The following is a 21,080-nucleotide window of genomic DNA, read 5'->3' as shown; positions in this document are numbered from 1 at the left end:
TAAATACATATAAAGTTATGAATAAAATTTAAAATTATAAAAATAAGGCTGTATCAGCCTAAGGTAAAAAACCTTAATCTGATACAGCCCCTTTTTTATCTTATCCTAGTCTTCATAGTTATGATTGTCGTTTATTATATCGTCACCTTCATCAAAAAGACTTTCTGTATAATCAAATTCTTGCCATGCTATATTATTTACAGCTATATCATCAACAGCAGGATTAGGAAGAGGTGTTGAATCTCCATTAGGAGCATAGCTCCTTATCTCATCTTCAGTTGGATGATAGTCTGTTCTTACTTTAGGCAAATATGCTTTTTTCTTGCTCATAAAGTATCCCTCCTTAAATTTATATAAATAGTTTTACCGTAAGGAGAGAAAAAAATGCAGTTAAATATTTAAAATCTTTTTATATATTACATCTGCTACTCCATTTTCTTCATTAGAAAGAGTAACATAATCAGCCTTTGACTGTACATAGTTAGAAGCATTGCCCATAGCAACACCAAGCCCGGCAAATTGAAGCATGTCTATATCGTTTTCTCCATCACCAAAAGCTATCACTTCAGTTTGTGAAATATCTAGGTGCTTGCACAAAGCTTTTAGAGCACTAGATTTACTACAATTTTTATTCATAAATTCAAAAATAAAAGAAACTGTTCTTAATGCATTATATTTTTCAAAGTATTCTTTAGGAATTTTTTTAACTGCTTGGTCTAGCTTTTCTTTTTCATCTAAAATCATTGCTTTAATAATAAAATCATTATCATTTATGTCATTTTCTATATCTATAATTTTAACATCTATATTATTATGTTGAATTTCAGCATCAGTATATTTATTCTCTTTTGGTGCAATGCAGCACTCATCAATAAAACCGTGAAATTCAACCCCTAAAGATTTAGAAAGCTTATAAATATCTTTAAAGTCCTTTCCTGTTAATCCACTTCTAACTATAGGTTTTAAAGTTTTTGTATTATAAATAGAAGATCCATTATAAGTAATAACATATTCATCATCATTTATTAAATCTAATTCTTCTAAATAATTCATAACTCCTTGAATAGGTCTTCCAGTTGTAATAACTATTTTTATTCCCTTTTCTTTAGCTAGTTTAATAGCTTTTTTTGTTTCTTGTGATATTGTATTATCACCCTTTAATAAAGTTCCATCCATATCAAGAGCAATCAATTTAAACATAAGAACCTCCCAAAACCAACAAATTCTATGTCTATTATACAGTAAAATGTGGTATAATCTAAAGATGTGTAAAAATATACTTAATGTTAATATAGAGGAGGCATAAGCTTTGGCTGATTATATAAATGAGATTAAAAAAAGAAGAACCTTTGCAATTATTTCTCACCCAGATGCAGGTAAGACTACACTTACAGAAAAGTTCTTATTATATGGAGGAGCTATAAGACTTGCAGGTTCTGTTAAAGCAAGAAAAGCATCTAAGCATGCTGTATCAGACTGGATGGAAATAGAAAAGCAAAGAGGTATTTCTGTTACATCATCAGTTATGCAATTTAATTATAGTGGACACTGTATAAACATACTAGATACTCCTGGACACCAAGACTTCTCAGAAGATACATATAGAACACTTATGGCAGCAGATTCAGCAGTAATGGTTGTTGACGCAGCAAAAGGTGTGGAAGATCAAACAAGAAAGTTATTCCAAGTTTGTTCTTTAAGAGAGATGCCTATTTTCACATTTGTAAATAAGATGGATAGAGAAGCCAGAGATCCATTTGAATTATTAGAAGAAATAGAAAATGAATTAGGTATAAAGACATATCCAATGAACTGGCCTATAGGCTCAGGTAAAGACTTTAAGGGTGTATATGAAAGAGACAATAAAAGAATCATTGCTTTTAATGGTGGGGATCACGGACAAACAGAAGTAGAAGCTATTGAAGGTAATGTAGAAGATGATAAATTCAGAGAAATTCTAGGAGAAGCTCTTCATGATAAGTTAATGGAAGATATAGAACTTTTAGATATTGCTGGAGATGATTTTGATATAGAAAAGGTTAGAAGTGGAGAATTAACTCCTGTATTCTTTGGGTCAGCATTAACTAACTTTGGTGTGGAACCATTCTTAGAACATTTCTTAGAAATGACTACATCACCACTATCAAGAAATTCAGACATAGGAGAAATTGACCCATTTGATGATAAATTCTCTGCATTTGTATTCAAGATACAAGCTAATATGAACAAGGCTCATAGAGATAGAATTGCATTTATGAGAATTTGTTCAGGTAAGTTTGAAAAAGGTATGGAAGTTATGCACATGCAAGGTGGTAAAAAAATCAAGCTTGCCCAACCTCAACAATTTATGGCTCAAGATAGAGAAATAGTTGAAGAGGCATATGCAGGGGATATTATAGGGGTATTTGACCCGGGTATATTTGCAATTGGTGATACTTTATGCTCCCCATCAAAGAAGTTCAAGTTTGAAGGGATTCCAGCCTTTGCTCCAGAACATTTTGCAAGAGTAAGACCAGTAGACACTATGAAGAGAAAACAATTTATAAAAGGTGTTACTCAAATAGCTCAAGAAGGAGCAATTCAAGTATTTAAAGAACTTCACATAGGAATGGAAGAAATAATAGTTGGAGTTGTTGGTGTACTTCAATTTGAAGTTTTAGAATATAGACTTAAGAGTGAATACAATACAGATATTAAGATGGAAAGACTTCCTTATAGATATGTAAGATGGATTGAAAACAAGGATTTAGATCCAGATACTTTAAATCTTACTTCAGATACTAAAAAGGTTAAAGACTTTAAGGATAGAAACCTTCTTATATTCCAAAATGACTGGGGAATATCATGGGCTTTAGAGCATAATAAAGGAATTGTTCTTTCAGGTGTAGGAAAAACTGAATAGTTATTGTATAAATAGTATTATAAAATTACCCAAATAATATTTATGAATTTATGGAGGATTTTAAGTTATGCAACCTTTAGTTAGTGTAGTAATGTCTGTATATAATGGTGAAAAATATTTGAATGAATCTATTGAAAGTATTTTAAATCAAAGTTATAAAAATATTGAATTTATTATAATTAATGATGGATGTACAGATAAGAGTTTTAGTATAATGCAAAAATATTATTCAAATGACAATAGAATAAAGATTATAGACAATAAGGAGAATAAGGGGTTAATATACTCTTTAAATATAGGAATAAGTGAAGCAAAAGGAAAATATATTGCAAGAATGGATGCAGATGACATTGCTTTATATGATAGAATTGAAAAACAAGTTGCATATATGGAAGAAAACCTAGATGTTGCATTGTTAGGTACGGCAGTTAATATGTTTTTAGATGGATCGGTGATAAAAAAGAAAATTAACGTTCTGACTAGTAATGATCAATTAATTGCAAATAGTATATTTGAAAATTCCTTTCAACATCCAACGATTATTATGAGAAGTGATATAATTAAAAAAGACAATTTAGAATATGAATATAAGGATAAATACGCAGAGGATTATGGACTGTGGAACAGAATGCTTTTAAAATATAAAGTAGCAAATTTAGATGAGGCGTTGTTAAACTATAGAGTTGTTAAAACTAGTGCTACTAGAACTGCAAATAGAAATTTAGAACAAAGAAAACAAGTGTTTAAAAGTATATATAAAGATTATTTGGGAAAATTCGATTTTTATCCTACGGAAAAAGAACTTGATATGCATTTTGAAATTTCAATGGTACAAAATATGATGGATTTGTCATATACATTAGATGAAAAGAAAGAATATTTGGAGAAGCTGATTAATTATGTTAATGTAGATTGTATATTTGGGATTTGTGCTCAAAAATATTTGAAAAGTTGTATTTATCAAGGTAAATATAGTGACTATGTGAATAGTATATTTTTTGAACAATATACTGTGAAGAAGATAGAATTTATAAAGCAAAAGAGTATTGAATTTGTAAAAAGAATAATTAAAAAAGGATATAAATAAAAAGGATGCAGAGAGAGCAGTATAAAATAAAACTCTCTGCATCCTTTTTGTGATATATACTATGTTCCTAAAGTTGATTTGTTACGTAATAATAATAGTATCTTATAGCGTCATCTACTATTTCTCCAACAGGCATATTAATATCTAGACTAAATCCCTTTAATTCATTTAACATTTTTACAGTTGATTTTCTAAGGGAATAGCTTCTCTTGCAATCAAAGGGTTCTTTATCATTGTTAATTACTCCTACAGTAAAGTTGTTAAAAATAGTATCATTTCTAGATTTATCGGATATGGATTTTTCTTTCAATTGATTAGTAGTGTTCTTTTCAGTTTCGTTTGAAGATGGTTTATCATCATCAGGCTCTTGAAAGTTAAAAGTCATAACGGTTCTTGCAGTTGGATCTCTAAAAATTTTTTCCTCCTGATCCCAAACATCATCTAATATTTCTACATCCTCAGAACAAATATCACTGTTCTGTTTTTTCTTTGCCATTTCACCACTCCTTTTTGGAAAATATTTACATAATAATTATAATAAATAATATGTCTTATAACAATAAAATTATTAATATTTTAAAAGAATATTTATTCTTTTAAAATATTAATAATAAAAATAATATTTAAAAAATAAATAACTTTGGGAGGTGTAAAAAATCAGTCATTAGAAATTTTTAAAATGAAAAAAGAAATGTTAATGTGGGAGTTATAGTTTTAAAAGAGCTATCCTAATAATTTGTTTTTAAATTCAAATCCTAGTTAGTCATTAAATTTAAATCAATTGGAATTAGCTTTTGAAAATTTAGAAGAGTCTATGAAAAAATATAAATGAATATACGTTTTTAAGATTGGCCAAGCTGTATAGGAAAAGTTTATTCAGTTTTAAACTTCTAGAGGCAATAAGTTTGTTAAGAATACTATGGGTGAAATTAAAACAGTTCATACTTTTAAAGTCATGTTAATAATAAAATTGAAGTATTTAATTTATCAATAAAAAATAGTTCACCTAGGTAAAAAAGATAATAAAAAATTAACGACAAGAAAAAATGCGATTCGACAAATGCAAAGAAATATGTGAATAAGTTTTCATTTACAAAATGGCTGGTCTAGACAAGTTTAGAAATATTGAAAATGTACGAAAAAGTATTTATTTATAAAAATCTTTGTCGAAAAAAAAATGGTGAGATTGATTGAAATTTTACGATTATAATTTAAAATAAAATATGGAATAAGAAATTATATTAAATGTTCGTTATTGTAATGAATAATTAGTAAAAGAACTGGAAATATATTTATAATGAAGATTATATATTCTTTATTAACAAATGTAGTTTGAGATGGTAAAATAAATACTGTGTGTATATTCGACAATATAATGTAAAAATTTATGGAGGAAAGTAGAATGAATGAAGAAATTATCAAGATTGAAGATATAATTGATGGGTTGAAAAAGAGATGGCAATTAATAGTTACAATAACTCTTATAGCAACAATTATATCTGCAGTTGTAAGCTTTTTTGTAATAAAACCTAAATATGAAGCATCAGCAAAACTATTTGTTGGTAAGGAAGCTTCGACAGAAAATTATAATAATAGTGATATAACAATGTATCAACAATTAGTAAAAACATATACAAGCCTTATAAAAACAGAAGACTTAGTTAGTAAGGCATTAAAGGATAATAATATAGATTTAGATCCTAAAATAGTATCATCCGCATTAACTGCAGAACAAATAACAAATACTCAATTAATGGAAGTTAAGTACATAAGTAAAGATAAAGAAGAAGCAGCTAATGTAGTAAAAGCAGTAACAGATAAATTTGTTGAAGAAGCATCAGCATTAATAAAAAATGCAGATGTAAAGATAATTGAAAGTGTAAAGCTACCTGAAAATCCAGTAAGTCCTAATAAGAAAATGAATATAGCAACAGCTATGTTACTAGGATTAATGGTTGGAGTTGGACTAGCATTGTTATTAGAATTTATGGATAACACATTTAAGGACAAAGAATCATTAGAAGATGTTATAGGAGTGCCTGTTTTAGGTGCTATTCCAGATCAAGAAAAGATTAAATAAAGGAGAAGTATATGTTTATAGTAGAAAAAAAACCAAAATCTATAGCAGCAGAAGCTTATAGAACTTTAAGAACTAATATACAATATTCATCTTTTGATAAAGAGATAAGAACCATGGTAGTAACAAGCTCTGAGCCAGGTGAAGGTAAGTCAACTACGGCGGGTAATATAGCATTATCCTTTGCACAATCAGAGAAGAGTGTTATTTTAATAGATTGTGATTTAAGAAAGCCTTCACTTCATAGAAAGTTTAAAATATCTAATTTAGTTGGGTTATCTGATGTTTTGATAGGAAAAGAGAAAATGAATGGTGCGGTAAATGAATATAGTGAAAATCTTCATATTTTAACATCAGGAAAGTTACCTCCAAATCCTTCAGAAATGCTTGGTTCAAAAGCAATGGGAAGACTTTTAGAAGAGTTAAAGAGCAAGTATGACATAATTATACTAGATAGTGCTCCGTTACAAGCTGTAACAGATGCTCAAATTCTTTCTACTAAGGTAGATGGAACAATTCTAGTAGTAAGAGCAGAGAAAACAAAAAGAGATTCTGTACAACAAGCAAAAGCACTTCTAGATAAAGTAGGTGCCAATATATTAGGAACTGTACTTAATGGTGTTGAAAACACTAGAAAGAAATATTACTACTATTATGGTAATGAAGGTAAGTAAGAGGGCGATTAAATGATTGATATACATTCACATATATTACCTGGAATTGATGATGGTTCAAAAAATATAAATATGACACTACATATGATTAAGATGGCAGTGGAGAGTGGAACAAAGGATATAGTTGCCACTCCTCACTTTTGTAGAGGATATGGAGAAAAACCTTATAATGAAGTTAAGAACTTAGTAGGGGAGTTTAATAAGCTTGCAAAAGGAGAAGGGTTAGATATAAACATACATTATGGTCAAGAAGTCTATTATTCAGAACAAATAATAGATGATTATAAAAGTGGTCTTATAGGTACAATTAATGACTCAAGATATATGTTAATAGAACTTCCTATGAGAAGCTTTGATAGCGACACATTAGAGGTTATATATGAACTTCAAGTAAAGGGCATAATTCCAATACTTGCCCATCCAGAAAGATATAGACCTATAATAGAAAAACCAGAGAGAATTAATAAGTTTATTAATGAAGGATTCTTGTTTCAAATGAATGCTGGAAGTATTGAAGGTCAGTTTGGAAATAGCGTAAAGAAAACTGCAGAGATATTATTGGCTAATAATATTTATAATTTTATTGGTTCTGATGCACATAATGATACAAATAGATGTACAGGCATAGATAGAGGAATAGAATTAGTTAAAAAGAAAAGTAAAATAAATGAAGAGCTTTTTAGAGAAAGTGGTAGAAGGTTATTAAATAATGAAGATGTAGAGTTTATAGGAGAAAAAGTAAAAGAAAAAAAGGGTATTTTCTCATTTTTAAAGTAATATTAAACCGTGTGTAGATAGGGGGGGACAACATTGGGAAATAAAAAAGCTAAAACGTCAATATTAGTAGTTTTAGATATGTTATTAATATTTAGTGCATATTTTATAGCTTTTATATTTAGGTTTAAATATACTGACATCAGTATAGCAGAAATTGTAGTAATATATGAAAGTTATATAAGTAAAATATTTTTAATATCTTTAATATTTATAGGGATATTTATGGCGTTTAAACAATATAAAAGTATTTGGTCCGTTGCTAGTATAGATGAATTTGTTAGTGGAGTAATAGCATCCTCCATAGGCACTATAGCTACTTTAACAATATCGTACTTTGATAGCAATAGAATTCCGCTAATGGTTACAGTAATGGCTGGAATAATGATTATGATATTTTGCAATGGGATTAGAATTAGTTGGAGAATAGTACGAAGAACTTTGATATACGTTAGTGATAGAAGTAATGGAAATTATAAAAGAGTTTTAGTTGTAGGAGCAGGAGGAGCAGGGGCTCTTGTTGCCAATGAATATAAGAAGAATCCACAATATAGAAAGAAAGTGGTAGCCTTTGTTGATGATTTTATACAAAAGAAAGGAACTTATGTATCAGGAATAAAAGTTCTTGGTGATAGATATGATATTTCTACAGTAGTAGAGGAACAAAGAATTGATGAAATAATAATAGCTATATCAGAGTTAAATGAAGTAGAACTAAAGAAAATTTTAGATGAATGTAAGAAAACAACTGCTCAGGTAAAAATAATGCCTGGGGTTTCAGAAGTAATAGATGGAAAGTTCTCTGTTAAAAAAATCAGAGATGTAGATGTAGAAGACTTACTAGGAAGAGAACCAATTAAGTTAGATTTTAGTGGTATTTCTGGTTATATAGAGAATAAAGTAATTATGGTAACTGGTGGAGGAGGTTCTATCGGTTCAGAATTGTGCAGGCAAATAGCAAAATTTAATCCAAAGGAACTTATTATATTTGATATTTATGAAAATAATGCTTACGACCTACAAAATGAACTTTTAAGAAAGTATAAAAACTTGAATTTAAAGACATTAATAGGATCTGTTAGAGATAGAAAAAGGTTAAATAGTATATTTAAGGAGTATAGACCTCAGGTTGTATTTCATGCAGCAGCCCATAAACATGTACCTTTAATGGAAGATAGTCCGGGAGAAGCTATTAAAAATAATGTTTTAGGAACTTTAAATACAGCAGAACTTGCTAGTGAATATGGAGTAGAAAGATTTGTATTAATTTCTACAGATAAGGCAGTAAACCCTACTAATGTAATGGGTGCAACTAAAAGAGTGTGTGAGATGGTTATACAGTCTATTGATAAAGAAAGTGATACAGAATTTGTAGCAGTTAGATTTGGAAATGTATTAGGTTCAAATGGTTCAGTGGTTCCTTTATTTAAAAAGCAAATTGCAGAGGGAGGCCCTGTTACCTTAACACATAAGGATATAACAAGATATTTTATGACAATACCGGAAGCATCACAACTAGTTTTACAAGCTGGAGCATATGCAAAGGGTGGAGAAATATTTGTTTTAGATATGGGACAGCCTGTTAGGATATATGATTTAGCAGAAAACTTAATTAGGTTATCAGGATATGTTCCAAATGAAGAAATAGAAATAAAAGTTACTGGTTTAAGACCAGGTGAAAAGCTATATGAAGAACTTCTTATGGATGAAGAGGGATTAAGTGAAACACCCCATAAGAAGATATTTATAGGAAAACCTGGAGATTTTGAATTAAATAAGGTTAAAAAAGATTTAAATGAACTTTTAGATGTGGTTAAGCTTTCAAGTAAGGAAGGATTAAGAGAAAAACTACATGAAGTGGTACCTACTTATAGAAATCCCGATGAGGATAATGAAGCGGCTGCAACTGTAGAAGTTGAGCAATTTGAGAGAAGTAAATAGTTAGATTAATAGCATAAGTGTTTTAAACAAATGAAAAGTTTAGAACAGGTTAAAGGGAGAAAGTATAAATGAAAAGTTTATTAATTTTAGGGGCTGGAGGTTATGGACAGCTTGTAAAAGAAATAGCTGAAATACTTGGTTATAGAAAAATAAGTTTTCTTGATGATAATTTACCAATTGCTATTGGTAAATTAAATGATATAGATGTTTTGCAAGATAGTTATGATGAAACAATAGTTGCAATAGGTAATCCTTTAGTAAGAAGTCAAAATCTATTAAAACTTAAAAACCCTACAACGTTGATTCATCCGTCAGCTGTTATAAGTAAATCAGCTGAAGTAAAAAAAGGAGTAGTAATTGAAGCAAATTGCGTGGTTAGTGCTAGCGCTAAGGTTTATGAAGGCTCTTTTATATGTGCGGGGGCAGTAGTCAATCATAACGCAGTAGTTAATAAATGTTGTCAAATTGATTGTAATGCAGTAGTAAGTGCTTTTTCTAAAGTTCCAGATGGAAAAAAAGTAGCTAGCTGTGAAGTTTGGAAAAATATTTAGCTGTAAAATAAAAAATTAATGTGGGAGAAAATAAATTATGAATTACTTAGTAGTAGTAGCTCATCCGGATGATGAAGTTTTAGGTGCTGGAGCAACAATACATAAATTAATTAAGCAAGGAAATAATGTAGCTGTTGCGATTATGGTAACTCAGGCTGCAGCTAGAGCAAATATATCAGCTACTCTTTCTAAAGATCAGGATGAAGCTATGTCAATTATTGGTGTAAAGAAAGCTTATTGTGCTGATTTCCCAAATATAAAAATGAATACAGTACCTCATCTTGAATTAGTTCAATTTGTAGAAAAATGTATAGAAGACTTTAAGGCAGAGATTATTATTACACATCATCCAGCTGATACAAATAATGATCATGTAATGACTTCTTATGCAGTTCAAGCAGCAAGTCGTTTATTTCAAAGAAGAAGTGATATTCCAGAACTAAGAGAATTGTTATATATGGAAATACCATCTTCAACAGAATGGTCTATAGATACTTCTTCAAATAAGTTTTCGCCTAATTGCTTTGTTGAAGTTGGAAAAGATGGAGTTGATATAAAAATTAATGCACTCGATGCATATAAAGGTGTTATGAGAGATTATCCTCATCCGAGAAGCAAAGAGAATATTTATGCAATAGCAATTAGTAGAGGTAGCCAATCTGGATGTAAATATGCAGAAGCTTTTGAATCTGTATTGAGAAGAATTGTATAGAAGGGAATTCAAAATGTATAGAAAATATATTAAACGTTTTTTGGATATTACGTTATCTTTATTATCAATATTGGTATTATCACCATTATTTCTTATTATTTCTGTTATAGTTAGAATTCAAATGGGATCACCAATTTTATTTAAGCAAGAACGTATAGGAAAAGATGAGAAATTATTTAATTTATATAAGTATCGTTCTATGACAAACAATAAGGATAAAAATGGTGATTTACTTTCGGAAAAAGATAGAATTACAAGATTTGGAGCATTGTTACGTTCTTCATCATTAGATGAATTGCCAGAATTATTTTGTATTTTAAAAGGTGACATGTCATTTGTGGGACCAAGACCAATGCCTACGTATTATGGTCCGTATTTTTTTCCGGAAGAAAGAAAAAGACATTCTGTACGTGGTGGCTTAATTCCTCCAGATAGCCTTTCTGGAAAAACATATACTACATTTGAAGAACAATTTAAATATGAGGTTTACTATGCAGAGCATGTTTCTTTTTGGTTAGATGTTAAAGTTATTTTTACAACATTTAAAGTGTTATTTAATCGTGTTAAAACAGGATATGGGTCAGAGATGGATAGGCCTCATTTAAATGTTTATCGAAATGATAATAATACAGTTGACAAGGGGGTATAGCTATGAAAAAAGAAATTTATAAAAAATTATTAGATAGAAAAAAAACTCCTTTTTATGTGTTTGATAAGGAAGAATTTATAAATAACTATCATGAGTTAGAAAATGCTATGAAAAAAGTTTATCCTAAATATGCACTTTCATATTCATATAAAACAAATTATACACCTTATATCTGTAATTTAGTTAAAACATTAGGTGGTTATGCAGAAGTTGTATCTGACATGGAATATACGTTGGCAAAAAAAATAGGGTATTCTAATGATAGAATTGTATATAATGGACCAGCAAAAGGAGAGTGTTTAGAAGAACATCTTTTAAATAATGGAATTGTAAATATTGATAGCGTTGATGAAGCTAAACAAATTATTCATATTGCTAATCAACATTTTGAACATCAATTTAAAGTGGGAATTCGTATTAATTTAGATGTTGGAGCAGATTTTATTTCTCGTTTTGGTTTAGCACCTGAAAGTGAAGATTTAAAAAATATAATTGATTTATTATCAGATTATAAAAATATTAGTGTTGTAGGTTTACATTGTCATATAAGTCGGAATAGGGGAATAGAAGCATGGGGGAAAAGAGCAGAAATTATGCTTAATGCTGCTGATAAATATATAAAAGGAATTCCTGAATATATTAGTTTGGGAAGTGGTATGTTTGCTAATATGGCAGATGAATTAAAAAAACAATTTAATGAAGTTCCTACATATGAAGAATATGCAAAAGTAACTATGAAGCCTTTTGCTGAACACTATAAAGATCAAATGCCAATTGTATTTACAGAGCCTGGAACAACAGTTGTTGCACGATACATAAATTTTGTAACAAAAGTTTTAAGTATCAAAAATGTACGTGGGAGAAAGATGGCTGTAATGGATGGAAGTTATTTAAATCTTGGTGAAATATGTACTATGAAAAAATTACCGGTTGAAAAATTAAACATTAATGACAAAAACGATTGTGAATCAATAGATATTATGGGGTATACGTGCTTGGAACAAGATTTAATGTACGAAAATTATAAAGGTAAATTAATGGCTGAAGATATTTTAGTATTTGGTAATGTTGGGGGATATTCTATTGTTTCAAAACCACAATTTATAAAGCCAAATTGTTCTATGGTATCAATTGAAGAAGATGGAACAATTATTGAAATTATGAGAGAAGAAACATTTGATGATGTATTTTCAAAGTTTGTATTTTAGAGGAAGGTAATAAAAATGAAGGATTTAACTATACTAAGCACTGCATGTGGTGCAATGTTTATGCCTGGATTTTTTAATTGTTTGAAAGAAAACGGAGAAAGAAATATAAAAATTATAGGGGTTGATATGGAAGATAATCCTTTTATGGATAATTTGTTAGATGGCTATTATCAAGTTCCTACATATACAGATGATAATTATGTAGATATTCTGTTAGATATTTGTAAAAAGGAAAGGATTGATATATTTTTTCCACAGATATCAATGGAATTACCGATTATTTTAAAGAGAATAAATGATTTTAGAAGATTAGGCGTAAAGGTTGCTATGTCAGATGGACAGACATTAAATGTAGCAAATAATAAATTTAAACTTTATGAGCATATGAAAAAACATGGATTACGAACTCCAGAGTATTATCATATAAACAATGTTGATGAATTAGTGGAAGGGGCAAAAAAACTTGGATTTCCTGAAAAGAATGTAGTTGTTAAGGTTACAGAAAGTAGCGGAAGTAGAGGAGTTAGAATTATAAAAAATAATTTATGTAGAGTGGAAAATTTCTTATATAAAAAACCAAGTTCGTTTGATATTTCTATGGAAGATATGTGCAAAATAATTAAAGAATGTAAAGAACTACCGGACACTATTGTTATGGAATATTTACCTGGATGTGAATATACAGTTGATCTTCTTGCAGATCATGGTAAAACACTTTATATAGCAGGACGAAGAAACTATGAAAGTAGTATGAGTATAGCAATGGCAAGTTTAATTGAGAAAAAAGATAATGCATATAAGCTTTGTGAGGAGATTGTATCTACATTAGGTTTAGATGGGAATATTGGGTTTGACTTTATGCTAGATGAAAATAATAATCCAGTATTAACAGATTTAAACCCTAGAATAACAGCAACTATAATTATTTATAAAGATGGTGGATTAAATCTACCTTATTTACGAGTTAAACAATTGATGGGTGAAAAATTACCTAAAATTGGTATTAAATATGGAATTAGAATGAAACGAAGATATTGGGACGTTTTCGAATGATTTTGTGGAGTTGAGTTGATGAAAAAAGTACTTATTACAGGTAAAAATAGTTATATTGGTACGTCTGTAGAGAAGTGGCTATTAGAAAGTGACGACGATTTTACAGTAGATACAGTTGATACGATGAATGATAACTGGAATAATGCAGATTTTGGTAAATATGACGTCGTTTTTCATGTTGCAGGTATTGCACATGTTAATGCTAAAAAATCTATGGAAGCACTTTATTATAAAGTTAATAGAGATTTAACCATTGAAATTGCTAAATATGCAAAAAAATCAGGGGTAAAACAATTTATATTTATGAGCAGCATGATAGTATTTCATGAAAGTAAATCACTTACAAGAGAGGTTATAACGAAAAATACTATGCCTGAACCTAATGGGTTCTATGGGAATAGCAAATTACAGGCTGAAAATGGATTACATAAATTAGATGATGAGCAGTTTAGAGTTGTAATCCTAAGGCCACCAATGATATATGGACCTAATTCAAAAGGTAACTTTATGAGATTAATAAAATTAGCAAGAATTACACCTGTTTTTCCAGCCTACCATAATAAAAGAAGTATGCTATATATAGATAATTTATGTGAGTTTATTAAACAAATTATTATACGTGAGAAGTCAGGCGTATTTTACCCTCAAAACAATGAATTGGCTGATACTGTAGAAATTGTAAAATACTTTGCTAAGGCTTATAATCATAAAATTTTCATGTGGAAGTGGTTAAATATTTTTGTTCATATTGGATCTTTATTTCTAAATTCTATAAATAAGATGTTTGCAACTTATTATTATGATCCTAACATGAGTATATATCCATTTGAGTATATAGTATGTAGTCAGGAAAAATCTTTTGAGTATGTATTAAATAATAATGAAGATAAATAAAAAAAGAAAATGAAATATATGCGTATATATTATGTCATTTTTAATATGAACATAGACTTTAAGCAAGCAAGGAGGTTCTAGAATAATTTTGAACACACGAGATTATAGTGTATTAATGGCTATATACAAAAAAACAACTGTCCAGGAATTATGTGGTAGTATTGATAGTATACTAAATCAAACAGTATTTCCAGAACAGTTTGTAATTGTTTGTGATGGTACACTAGAAGAAAATGTTGAAAAAGAACTTGGAAGTTATGTAGAACAGTATAAGAAATTATTTACTGTTGTCAGATTAGATAAAAATCAAGGATTAGCAAATGCCTTAAATCAAGGTATACTTGTATGTAGAAATGAATTAATTGCAAGAATGGACAGTGATGATATTTCTTTACCTAGGAGATGTGAATTACAATTAAATGCGTTTGATGACGATTCAAATCTTGCACTATTAGGAACTGCAACCTATGACTTTAATGATAAACCTGAAATATCAGAAAAATCATATTGTTCATATCCAACAGAGTATGAAGAAATAAAAAAAGTTATACGTAGGAATGATCCGTTTGCACATCCTACTATTATGTATAAAAAGGATGTTGTTTGCAATTGTGGAATGTATGATCCTTCTCTTAGAAGAAGACAAGATTATGACTTGTTTTCTAAAATGATTAATAAAGGATATATAGCTAAAAATTTAAAAGAAGGACTTTTACTTTATAAATTTGATGACTCAAACTTTAGCAGAATAAGAAGTTGGGAAAGTTGTAAATCTAGGATTAACGTACAGAAACGCATTTATGAAAGAGGAGAATGCTCTTTAAATGATTTTATGTATATTTATATAGCTATGCTGATAACTAGAATTATACCAACCCCTATTTATAAAGCAATTTATAAATTTATTAAAGAAAAGGAAAAGTAAAATGAGTAAATTTCATAATATAACTGTAAAACTAGCAACAGGAATTGGTAGTATTTTACCAGATGAATTATATTTAAAAATAAGATATTTTTTTACATTTGGTCATAGTCTAAACCTGAAAAATCCAAGGTCTTTTAATGAAAAATTACAATGGATTAAATTATATTTTAGACGTGATGAAATGCATACAATGGTTGATAAATATGAAGTTCGTAAACACATAGAAGAACGTATTGGCAGTGATTATTTAGTACCTATTTTGGGAGTTTGGAAAAACTTTGATGACATTGATTTTAATACACTTCCTAATAAGTTTGTATTAAAGTGTACTCATGATTCCGGTAGCGTTTTTGTTTGTAAAGATAAAAATTATTTAGATATAAACTATTTAAGAACTTACTTTAACGAGAAAATTGAATCTAAAGAATTTTATTTAGCCGGTAGAGAATGGGTTTATAAGGATTTAGAACCTAGGATAATCGCAGAAGAACTTTTAGAAGATATTAGTGGAGATTTATTGGATTATAAGTTCTTCACATTTAATGGAGTTGTTAAATGCATGAAAATTGATTACGATAGATTCTCTGATCATAAGGCAAATTATTATGATAGAAATATGGAGTTTTTACCATTTAGAGAAAGTTTATTTAAAAATGATGTAAATCGTAAATTCGTAAAGCCTAAAAATTATTATAAAATGGTAGAACTTGCAGAAAAATTATCAGAAGGTTATCCGTTTATGCGTGTTGATTTTTATAATGTTAATAATGAAAAAATATATTTTGGTGAGATTACTTTTTTTCCAGCATGTGGATTTGAAAAATTTGATCCTGAAGAATGGGATTATAGGATGGGAGATTGGATAGTCTTACCTAATTATGAAAGAAAAATATGAGGATGTAATTATGAAGATTGCTTTTTTAGGGGATATAGGTATATTTCCATGGGGGTTAATAGGAACTGATTGGAAAGATAATTTATATGAAATCAAAAAAAAATTAATGGAATATGATTTAGTAGTAGCGAATTTAGAAACACCTATTACTAATTTAAATAGAACAATAGAATGTAAGGGCATACATTTAAAATCTGATTCTAATGTAATAGATATATTAAAATATCTGAATATAAAAGTTGTTAATCTGGCTAATAATCATATATGTGACTATGGTCTTAGAGGTATGCAAGACACTATAGATATATTAGAACAAAATAATATTAAGTACTTTGGTATCAACAACAAGTCTTTAAAAATGGAAGTATGCGGAGAAAGAATTTCTTTTCATGGTTTTTCTTGCTTTTCTACAAATGGAACAAGATATATTAATTTAAAACAAAATAGGAATGGAGTATGTTCTTTAAATAAAAAAGATGTAGAAACTGTTTTATTTAAAGATTTAAATGAGGATTATTATAGTATATTAAGTTTTCATTGGGGAGATGAGTATTCAAATTTACCTAATCAAAAGCAAGTAGATTTTATGCATGAATTGGCTCTAAAATATAAGTTTATAGTTCATGGACACCATGCTCATGTTATGCAAGGGATTGAATCAGTTAAAAATAATTTAATTGCTTATAATTTAGGAAATTTTTGCTTTGATGAATGTAGATCTCAAGTAAATTCAAAATTAAAAATTAAGCAGACTGAAGAAAATCAAGAATCATATATTCTTTCAGTAGAAATTATGGATAAACAAATCGTTACTTGGTCTACTGAAGGTATAAAATATAAGAATAATCGTATAATTCCAAACAATAATAATGAAAAAATAAATTATTTATCAAATTTGATTAAGGATTGTGATAAAGAATGGTATAAGGAAGAATCACAAAAATTGATCAGCAAACAAAGATGTAATAATTGTGCAAAACATAATTTCAAGTGGTTAATAAGTAAAATGAATTATTATTCAATTGGAGCGTTTATTTTATCATATATTAATGATTCTAAATACAAGAAATCATTTTAAAGAGAAATCAAACAGTAAAAGATAATTATGGTAATATATAAGAGGAGAAAAAATGAAAACAATTGCATATATTGGAGATTTTCAGTGTAGCACAATGAGTGCAGAAGTTCAGTTGGTTTTGGGAAATGCTGCTATATTTAAAGAGTTAGGATATAAAGTAGTTTTTATAGGCAATGAATTTGAGGATGAAAAATTTAACTCCATAATGGACACACATAAAACTTTTTTGGGATATGATTTATTTAATGTTCCTTTCTACAGGGGAAGTAAAGATATAAAAAAATTGAATTTTATTGAAAAAGAAATAGAGTTTATACTAAAAAAATATAATTGTAGATTTGTGATTTGTTATGGTACTCCAACCTTTTCTGGGTTATTATTTACGCTAAAAAGATGGTGTAGGAAATCAAAAATACCTTTTATTATTAATTGTGTAGATTTGCCAAATGTGTCACATGGATCATTTCTACAAAGAAAAATTAAACGAGTTGATCGTATATTAAGGCATTGGATTTATAAAAATTCGGATGGAGTAATAGCTGTAAGTTCAAAGATAGCAGAATATCTGTTAGATAATAAATATAAACCTAGTATAATTGTTCCACCTGTTAAAAACTTGGAGGCATATAGAAAACCTATTTTAGAAGAAAGAAATTTTATTAAATTAGTTTATGGAGGGAATCCATTCCCTTCTGATGGTAGGAAAGTATCCGTTGATGGATATAAAGATAGATTGGATATTGCAATATATTATGTAGATAAACTTATTGATTCAGGATATAAAATTTGCTTTGATATTTATGGACTTACTTTAGAACAGTATATTAATGTTGTTCCAGAACAGTACGCATTATTACAGAAAAATATTGAACATATTAAATTTCATGGAAGAGTAGCGAAAAACATTTGTGAACAAGCTTTTTCTGATGCAGATTATATGATACTACTGCGTAAAAAGAACTTGATGACTGATGCAGGATTTCCAACTAAGTTTGTAGAGTCTATTTCGGTAGGCACACCAGTATTAATTACAGATGTAGGTGACATCCATTGTTATTTAAAAGAGAATATAAACGGATTTTTCGTCGATATAGAAGATGAGGCTAAAGGTATTGAACAAATGAGTAAAGCTATAGAATTGCCACTAGAAAAGATAAACATAATGAAAAAACAATGCTATGACTCGAAATTGTTTGACTATAAGAAGTATGTATTAAATATGCAAAAATTTTTAGAAGAAATTTACAATAAAATATAATGGTGATAATATGAAATATAAAAATAAACTTTTATTTGTAGGTGGAATGTTTCCAGAACATCAAATGCAAAAAATTATAGATGAATCTAAAGGACATATTCAATATGCTGCAAATAAATTACAATGGAACCTAATTAATGGATTTGACAGCGTTTTTGATGGTGAAATAGAATTGTTATCTACGCCGTTTATCGGAGGATATCCTTCTAATTACAAAAAATTATTTATACAGTCGGAATATTTTTCTCATAATTCAACTAGTAAGGATTATCAGGCAGGTTTCTTTAATCTAAGGGGATTTAAGGATATCTCATTATATTATGCAAATAAGAAAGCTATAAAAAAATGGATTGAAAAAAATTATGATTATAATTTAACTATTGTATTTTATTCGTTACAAATATACTATTTAAAACTTGCTAAGTGGATAAAAGAAAATTATAAAAATGTTCACCTACATGTAATTATACCGGATTTGCCTATATTTATGAATATGCAATATTCAAATATATCTATTCATATGTTAATAAAAAAGTACCATAACTATTGTTGCAATAAAAATATTTTATTCTATGACTCATATACGTTGTTAACAAAAGAAATGATAAACTCATTAAACCTCCCGTCAGAAAGATGTGTGGTAGTAGAAGGTGTTTTTAGAGAATCAACTTGTGATAGTATTAATAGTAACAAATCTAATAATAAAAATAAAACAATTGTATATACAGGTACTTTGACCAAAAAATATGGAGTTATGGATTTAGTTAAAGCTTTTGAACTTATAGATGATGAAAACTATGAATTGTTAATTTGTGGCGAGGGAGAAGCAAAGCTAGATATAGAAAAGGCTGCAGAAGATGATAGTCGAATTTTATATAAAGGTCAATTGTCGAATGGAGAAATACTAAAAATACAAAGAAATGCGACATTGTTAGTAAACCCTAGAAAAAATGATATTTTCACGAAATATTCATTCCCTTCTAAACTTATGGAATACTTAGGATCAGGTGTTCCGGTATTATGTTATAAATTAGATGGAATTCCTAAAGAATATGATGATTATCTAAATTATATTCCGAACGATAATTTAACTTCCTTTATGAAAAAAATGGTTTGTATTTGTAATTTGGATCCTGATAAATTGAATAAAATAGGCGAAAATGGAAAGAAGTTTGTTTTGGAAAACAAAACACCAGAAAAACAAGTTGAAAAAATAGTTAATTGTATTTGTAAAAATACAATTAATAAAAAATAGAATGGAGAATAGTTTCAATGTTAATATATATATTTATAGCTATATTTATAGCTATAGGAATGGTAATATTTGACTGCAATGATTTTAAGAAAAATGGTTCTACTAGGTATTTTATTTACTTTTATTTTCTGATTTGCTGTTTCTTATTATGGTTTGTTTTAGCTTTCCGAGGAGATATTGCAGTAGATATGAAGTCATATAGTAGTGATTTTTATACTATAGGTAAAATGGATTGGAAAACATTAAAAAGCAGTGGTTTAAGACTAGGAGAGTATAATGGAACTGAAATAGGATTTGCAATTATAGTTAAATTGTTATACATTATCTCGGATAGTGAAATATTTTTCTTTGCAGCTATGGCGTTTATGACGTTAGTGCCTATTTTTATTATTATTAAACGTTTGTCAGGAATGCCATTCCTTAGCTTATTAGTGGTATATGTTATTGGAATTTTTTTCCCGGCTTTTAATATAATTCGCTCTTGTTTAGCTTATGGTTTAATGGCATTATTAATTCAAGATATTATAGATGGAAAAATCAAAAAGTTCTACTTTAAATTAATTCCTATTATACTGATACATATAAGTTCAGTTATTATGATACCTTTATACTTCTTAGTTAGAAGTAATTTTTTAGATAAAAGAAAGATAATTATTAGTTTTATTTTGACTATATGCATAGTTATTTTTGCAGAACCGATATTCTTAGTTGCGGATAAGTTATTGTTCGATTCATTTTATGGCACTATTTATAATGGCATGTCATTAGATGGTAGAAATATTGTAAGTGCATTGCCTGAGATTATAACTATTATTATAATTATAATGTTAAAGAAACATATAGATATGTCTGATATGAAAAAAAAAGTAATTGTTAATGGAGCTTACATTTGTTGTATTTTATCGTTACTTTCATTGAAAATAGGAATATTTAGTAGATATAGCTCAATGCTTAATATATTTATTGCATTATGTTATCCAATTTTATTTTCAGTAATCCCAATAAAAATAACTTTTAATGGGAAAAATAAAACGAGAAATTTAATGGCTATAATATCACTTATATTCTTAATAATGTGGTTGCTGATTAGCTTATCCGATTCCCCGTATGTTCCGTATATCTATGCCATAAAGAGTATTTAAAAGGA

21 protein-coding genes are annotated in these 21,080 nt (G+C 28.4%); 18 read left to right on the top strand and 3 right to left on the bottom strand.

Annotated features, from left to right (window positions below; genetic code table 11):
* Window positions 1-105 precede the first annotated feature (105 nt).
* Complete coding sequence (locus KIB46_RS10405) at window positions 106-330, bottom strand: hypothetical protein (protein WP_154840352.1); 225 nt, start codon at window positions 328-330, stop codon at window positions 106-108.
* Window positions 331-390: 60 nt separating this feature from the next.
* On the bottom strand, window positions 391-1,200 hold the full coding sequence (locus tag KIB46_RS10400) for a Cof-type HAD-IIB family hydrolase (RefSeq protein WP_291671751.1): 810 nt from the start codon (window positions 1,198-1,200) through the stop codon (window positions 391-393).
* 109 nt (window positions 1,201-1,309) lie between these two features.
* Between KIB46_RS10400 and KIB46_RS10395 the strand changes: the two genes are divergently transcribed.
* Window positions 1,310-2,902: a peptide chain release factor 3 gene (locus KIB46_RS10395; RefSeq protein WP_291671749.1), complete on the top strand. Its 1,593-nt coding sequence runs from the start codon at window positions 1,310-1,312 to the stop codon at window positions 2,900-2,902.
* A gap of 67 nt (window positions 2,903-2,969) precedes the next feature.
* Entirely contained in the window at window positions 2,970-3,989 is a 1,020-nt protein-coding gene (locus KIB46_RS10390; RefSeq protein ID WP_291671748.1) for a glycosyltransferase, read from the top strand.
* A gap of 67 nt (window positions 3,990-4,056) precedes the next feature.
* On the opposite strand, the gene KIB46_RS10385 is transcribed toward KIB46_RS10390, so the two are convergent.
* Entirely contained in the window at window positions 4,057-4,485 is a 429-nt protein-coding gene (locus KIB46_RS10385; RefSeq protein ID WP_291671746.1) for a hypothetical protein, read from the bottom strand.
* Window positions 4,486-5,391: 906 nt separating this feature from the next.
* Between KIB46_RS10385 and KIB46_RS10380 the strand changes: the two genes are divergently transcribed.
* From KIB46_RS10380 to KIB46_RS10305, 16 genes are all read left to right on the top strand, one after another.
* The gene (locus KIB46_RS10380; protein ID WP_291671744.1) at window positions 5,392-6,069 is read left to right on the top strand and encodes a Wzz/FepE/Etk N-terminal domain-containing protein; all 678 of its coding nucleotides are present in this window, start codon (window positions 5,392-5,394) and stop codon (window positions 6,067-6,069) included.
* Window positions 6,070-6,080: 11 nt separating this feature from the next.
* Complete coding sequence (locus KIB46_RS10375; protein ID WP_291671742.1) at window positions 6,081-6,740, top strand: CpsD/CapB family tyrosine-protein kinase; 660 nt, start codon at window positions 6,081-6,083, stop codon at window positions 6,738-6,740.
* Between the two features lie 12 nt (window positions 6,741-6,752).
* Entirely contained in the window at window positions 6,753-7,517 is a 765-nt protein-coding gene (locus KIB46_RS10370; RefSeq protein WP_291671740.1) for a CpsB/CapC family capsule biosynthesis tyrosine phosphatase, read from the top strand.
* 78 nt (window positions 7,518-7,595) lie between these two features.
* On the top strand, window positions 7,596-9,455 hold the full coding sequence (locus KIB46_RS10365; RefSeq protein WP_291671757.1) for a nucleoside-diphosphate sugar epimerase/dehydratase: 1,860 nt from the start codon (window positions 7,596-7,598) through the stop codon (window positions 9,453-9,455).
* A 68-nt stretch (window positions 9,456-9,523) separates the two neighbouring features.
* Window positions 9,524-10,006, top strand: a complete 483-nt coding sequence (locus KIB46_RS10360; RefSeq protein WP_291671739.1) for a PglB — start codon at window positions 9,524-9,526, stop codon at window positions 10,004-10,006.
* 37 nt (window positions 10,007-10,043) lie between these two features.
* The gene (locus tag KIB46_RS10355; protein WP_291671738.1) at window positions 10,044-10,718 is read left to right on the top strand and encodes a PIG-L family deacetylase; all 675 of its coding nucleotides are present in this window, start codon (window positions 10,044-10,046) and stop codon (window positions 10,716-10,718) included.
* A gap of 13 nt (window positions 10,719-10,731) precedes the next feature.
* Window positions 10,732-11,367 (top strand): sugar transferase, encoded by a 636-nt coding sequence (locus KIB46_RS10350; RefSeq protein ID WP_291671737.1) that lies wholly within the window; start codon window positions 10,732-10,734, stop codon window positions 11,365-11,367.
* A gap of 2 nt (window positions 11,368-11,369) precedes the next feature.
* Window positions 11,370-12,575, top strand: coding sequence for a pyridoxal-dependent decarboxylase (locus KIB46_RS10345; protein ID WP_291671736.1), 1,206 nt, complete (start codon window positions 11,370-11,372; stop codon window positions 12,573-12,575).
* A gap of 15 nt (window positions 12,576-12,590) precedes the next feature.
* Window positions 12,591-13,628, top strand: coding sequence for an ATP-grasp domain-containing protein (locus KIB46_RS10340; protein WP_291671734.1), 1,038 nt, complete (start codon window positions 12,591-12,593; stop codon window positions 13,626-13,628).
* Window positions 13,629-13,646: 18 nt separating this feature from the next.
* Complete coding sequence (locus tag KIB46_RS10335) at window positions 13,647-14,522, top strand: NAD-dependent epimerase/dehydratase family protein (protein ID WP_291671732.1); 876 nt, start codon at window positions 13,647-13,649, stop codon at window positions 14,520-14,522.
* A gap of 88 nt (window positions 14,523-14,610) precedes the next feature.
* Window positions 14,611-15,447 (top strand): glycosyltransferase, encoded by an 837-nt coding sequence (locus tag KIB46_RS10330; RefSeq protein ID WP_291671730.1) that lies wholly within the window; start codon window positions 14,611-14,613, stop codon window positions 15,445-15,447.
* A gap of 1 nt (window position 15,448) precedes the next feature.
* Window positions 15,449-16,342: an ATP-grasp fold amidoligase family protein gene (locus KIB46_RS10325; RefSeq protein WP_291671728.1), complete on the top strand. Its 894-nt coding sequence runs from the start codon at window positions 15,449-15,451 to the stop codon at window positions 16,340-16,342.
* A gap of 10 nt (window positions 16,343-16,352) precedes the next feature.
* Window positions 16,353-17,420 carry a CapA family protein gene (locus KIB46_RS10320; protein ID WP_291671727.1) on the top strand — a complete coding sequence of 356 codons (1,068 nt, stop codon included), beginning with the start codon at window positions 16,353-16,355 and terminating at the stop codon, window positions 17,418-17,420.
* A 52-nt stretch (window positions 17,421-17,472) separates the two neighbouring features.
* The gene (locus KIB46_RS10315; RefSeq protein ID WP_291671726.1) at window positions 17,473-18,678 is read left to right on the top strand and encodes a glycosyltransferase; all 1,206 of its coding nucleotides are present in this window, start codon (window positions 17,473-17,475) and stop codon (window positions 18,676-18,678) included.
* Between the two features lie 10 nt (window positions 18,679-18,688).
* A complete protein-coding gene (locus tag KIB46_RS10310) occupies window positions 18,689-19,933 on the top strand; it encodes a glycosyltransferase (protein WP_291671725.1) in 1,245 nt (414 codons plus the stop codon).
* Window positions 19,934-19,950: 17 nt separating this feature from the next.
* Window positions 19,951-21,075 (top strand): EpsG family protein, encoded by a 1,125-nt coding sequence (locus tag KIB46_RS10305; protein WP_291671723.1) that lies wholly within the window; start codon window positions 19,951-19,953, stop codon window positions 21,073-21,075.
* Window positions 21,076-21,080 lie beyond the last annotated feature (5 nt).

Origin of the sequence: Clostridium sp. (assembly GCF_018372875.1) — a bacterium.
GTDB lineage: Bacteria > Bacillota > Clostridia > Clostridiales > Clostridiaceae > Clostridium.
Note: the sequence above shows the minus strand (reverse complement) of the source record. Positions and strands in the feature narration are given on the sequence as shown.

What these genes read in the sequence shown, in the direction of transcription:
- KIB46_RS10405 (WP_154840352.1), bottom strand. Translation starts at nt 330, where the DNA reads ATGAGCAAGAAAAAAGCATATTTGCCTAAAGTAAGAACAGACTATCAT.
- KIB46_RS10400 (WP_291671751.1), bottom strand. Translation starts at nt 1,200, where the DNA reads ATGTTTAAATTGATTGCTCTTGATATGGATGGAACTTTATTAAAGGGT.
- KIB46_RS10390 (WP_291671748.1), top strand. Translation starts at nt 2,970, where the DNA reads ATGCAACCTTTAGTTAGTGTAGTAATGTCTGTATATAATGGTGAAAAA.
- KIB46_RS10385 (WP_291671746.1), bottom strand. Translation starts at nt 4,485, where the DNA reads ATGGCAAAGAAAAAACAGAACAGTGATATTTGTTCTGAGGATGTAGAA.
- KIB46_RS10380 (WP_291671744.1), top strand. Translation starts at nt 5,392, where the DNA reads ATGAATGAAGAAATTATCAAGATTGAAGATATAATTGATGGGTTGAAA.
- KIB46_RS10375 (WP_291671742.1), top strand. Translation starts at nt 6,081, where the DNA reads ATGTTTATAGTAGAAAAAAAACCAAAATCTATAGCAGCAGAAGCTTAT.
- KIB46_RS10370 (WP_291671740.1), top strand. Translation starts at nt 6,753, where the DNA reads ATGATTGATATACATTCACATATATTACCTGGAATTGATGATGGTTCA.
- KIB46_RS10365 (WP_291671757.1), top strand. Translation starts at nt 7,596, where the DNA reads ATGTTATTAATATTTAGTGCATATTTTATAGCTTTTATATTTAGGTTT.
- KIB46_RS10360 (WP_291671739.1), top strand. Translation starts at nt 9,524, where the DNA reads ATGAAAAGTTTATTAATTTTAGGGGCTGGAGGTTATGGACAGCTTGTA.
- KIB46_RS10355 (WP_291671738.1), top strand. Translation starts at nt 10,044, where the DNA reads ATGAATTACTTAGTAGTAGTAGCTCATCCGGATGATGAAGTTTTAGGT.
- KIB46_RS10350 (WP_291671737.1), top strand. Translation starts at nt 10,732, where the DNA reads ATGTATAGAAAATATATTAAACGTTTTTTGGATATTACGTTATCTTTA.
- KIB46_RS10345 (WP_291671736.1), top strand. Translation starts at nt 11,370, where the DNA reads ATGAAAAAAGAAATTTATAAAAAATTATTAGATAGAAAAAAAACTCCT.
- KIB46_RS10340 (WP_291671734.1), top strand. Translation starts at nt 12,591, where the DNA reads ATGAAGGATTTAACTATACTAAGCACTGCATGTGGTGCAATGTTTATG.
- KIB46_RS10335 (WP_291671732.1), top strand. Translation starts at nt 13,647, where the DNA reads ATGAAAAAAGTACTTATTACAGGTAAAAATAGTTATATTGGTACGTCT.
- KIB46_RS10325 (WP_291671728.1), top strand. Translation starts at nt 15,449, where the DNA reads ATGAGTAAATTTCATAATATAACTGTAAAACTAGCAACAGGAATTGGT.
- KIB46_RS10320 (WP_291671727.1), top strand. Translation starts at nt 16,353, where the DNA reads ATGAAGATTGCTTTTTTAGGGGATATAGGTATATTTCCATGGGGGTTA.
- KIB46_RS10315 (WP_291671726.1), top strand. Translation starts at nt 17,473, where the DNA reads ATGAAAACAATTGCATATATTGGAGATTTTCAGTGTAGCACAATGAGT.
- KIB46_RS10310 (WP_291671725.1), top strand. Translation starts at nt 18,689, where the DNA reads ATGAAATATAAAAATAAACTTTTATTTGTAGGTGGAATGTTTCCAGAA.
- KIB46_RS10305 (WP_291671723.1), top strand. Translation starts at nt 19,951, where the DNA reads ATGTTAATATATATATTTATAGCTATATTTATAGCTATAGGAATGGTA.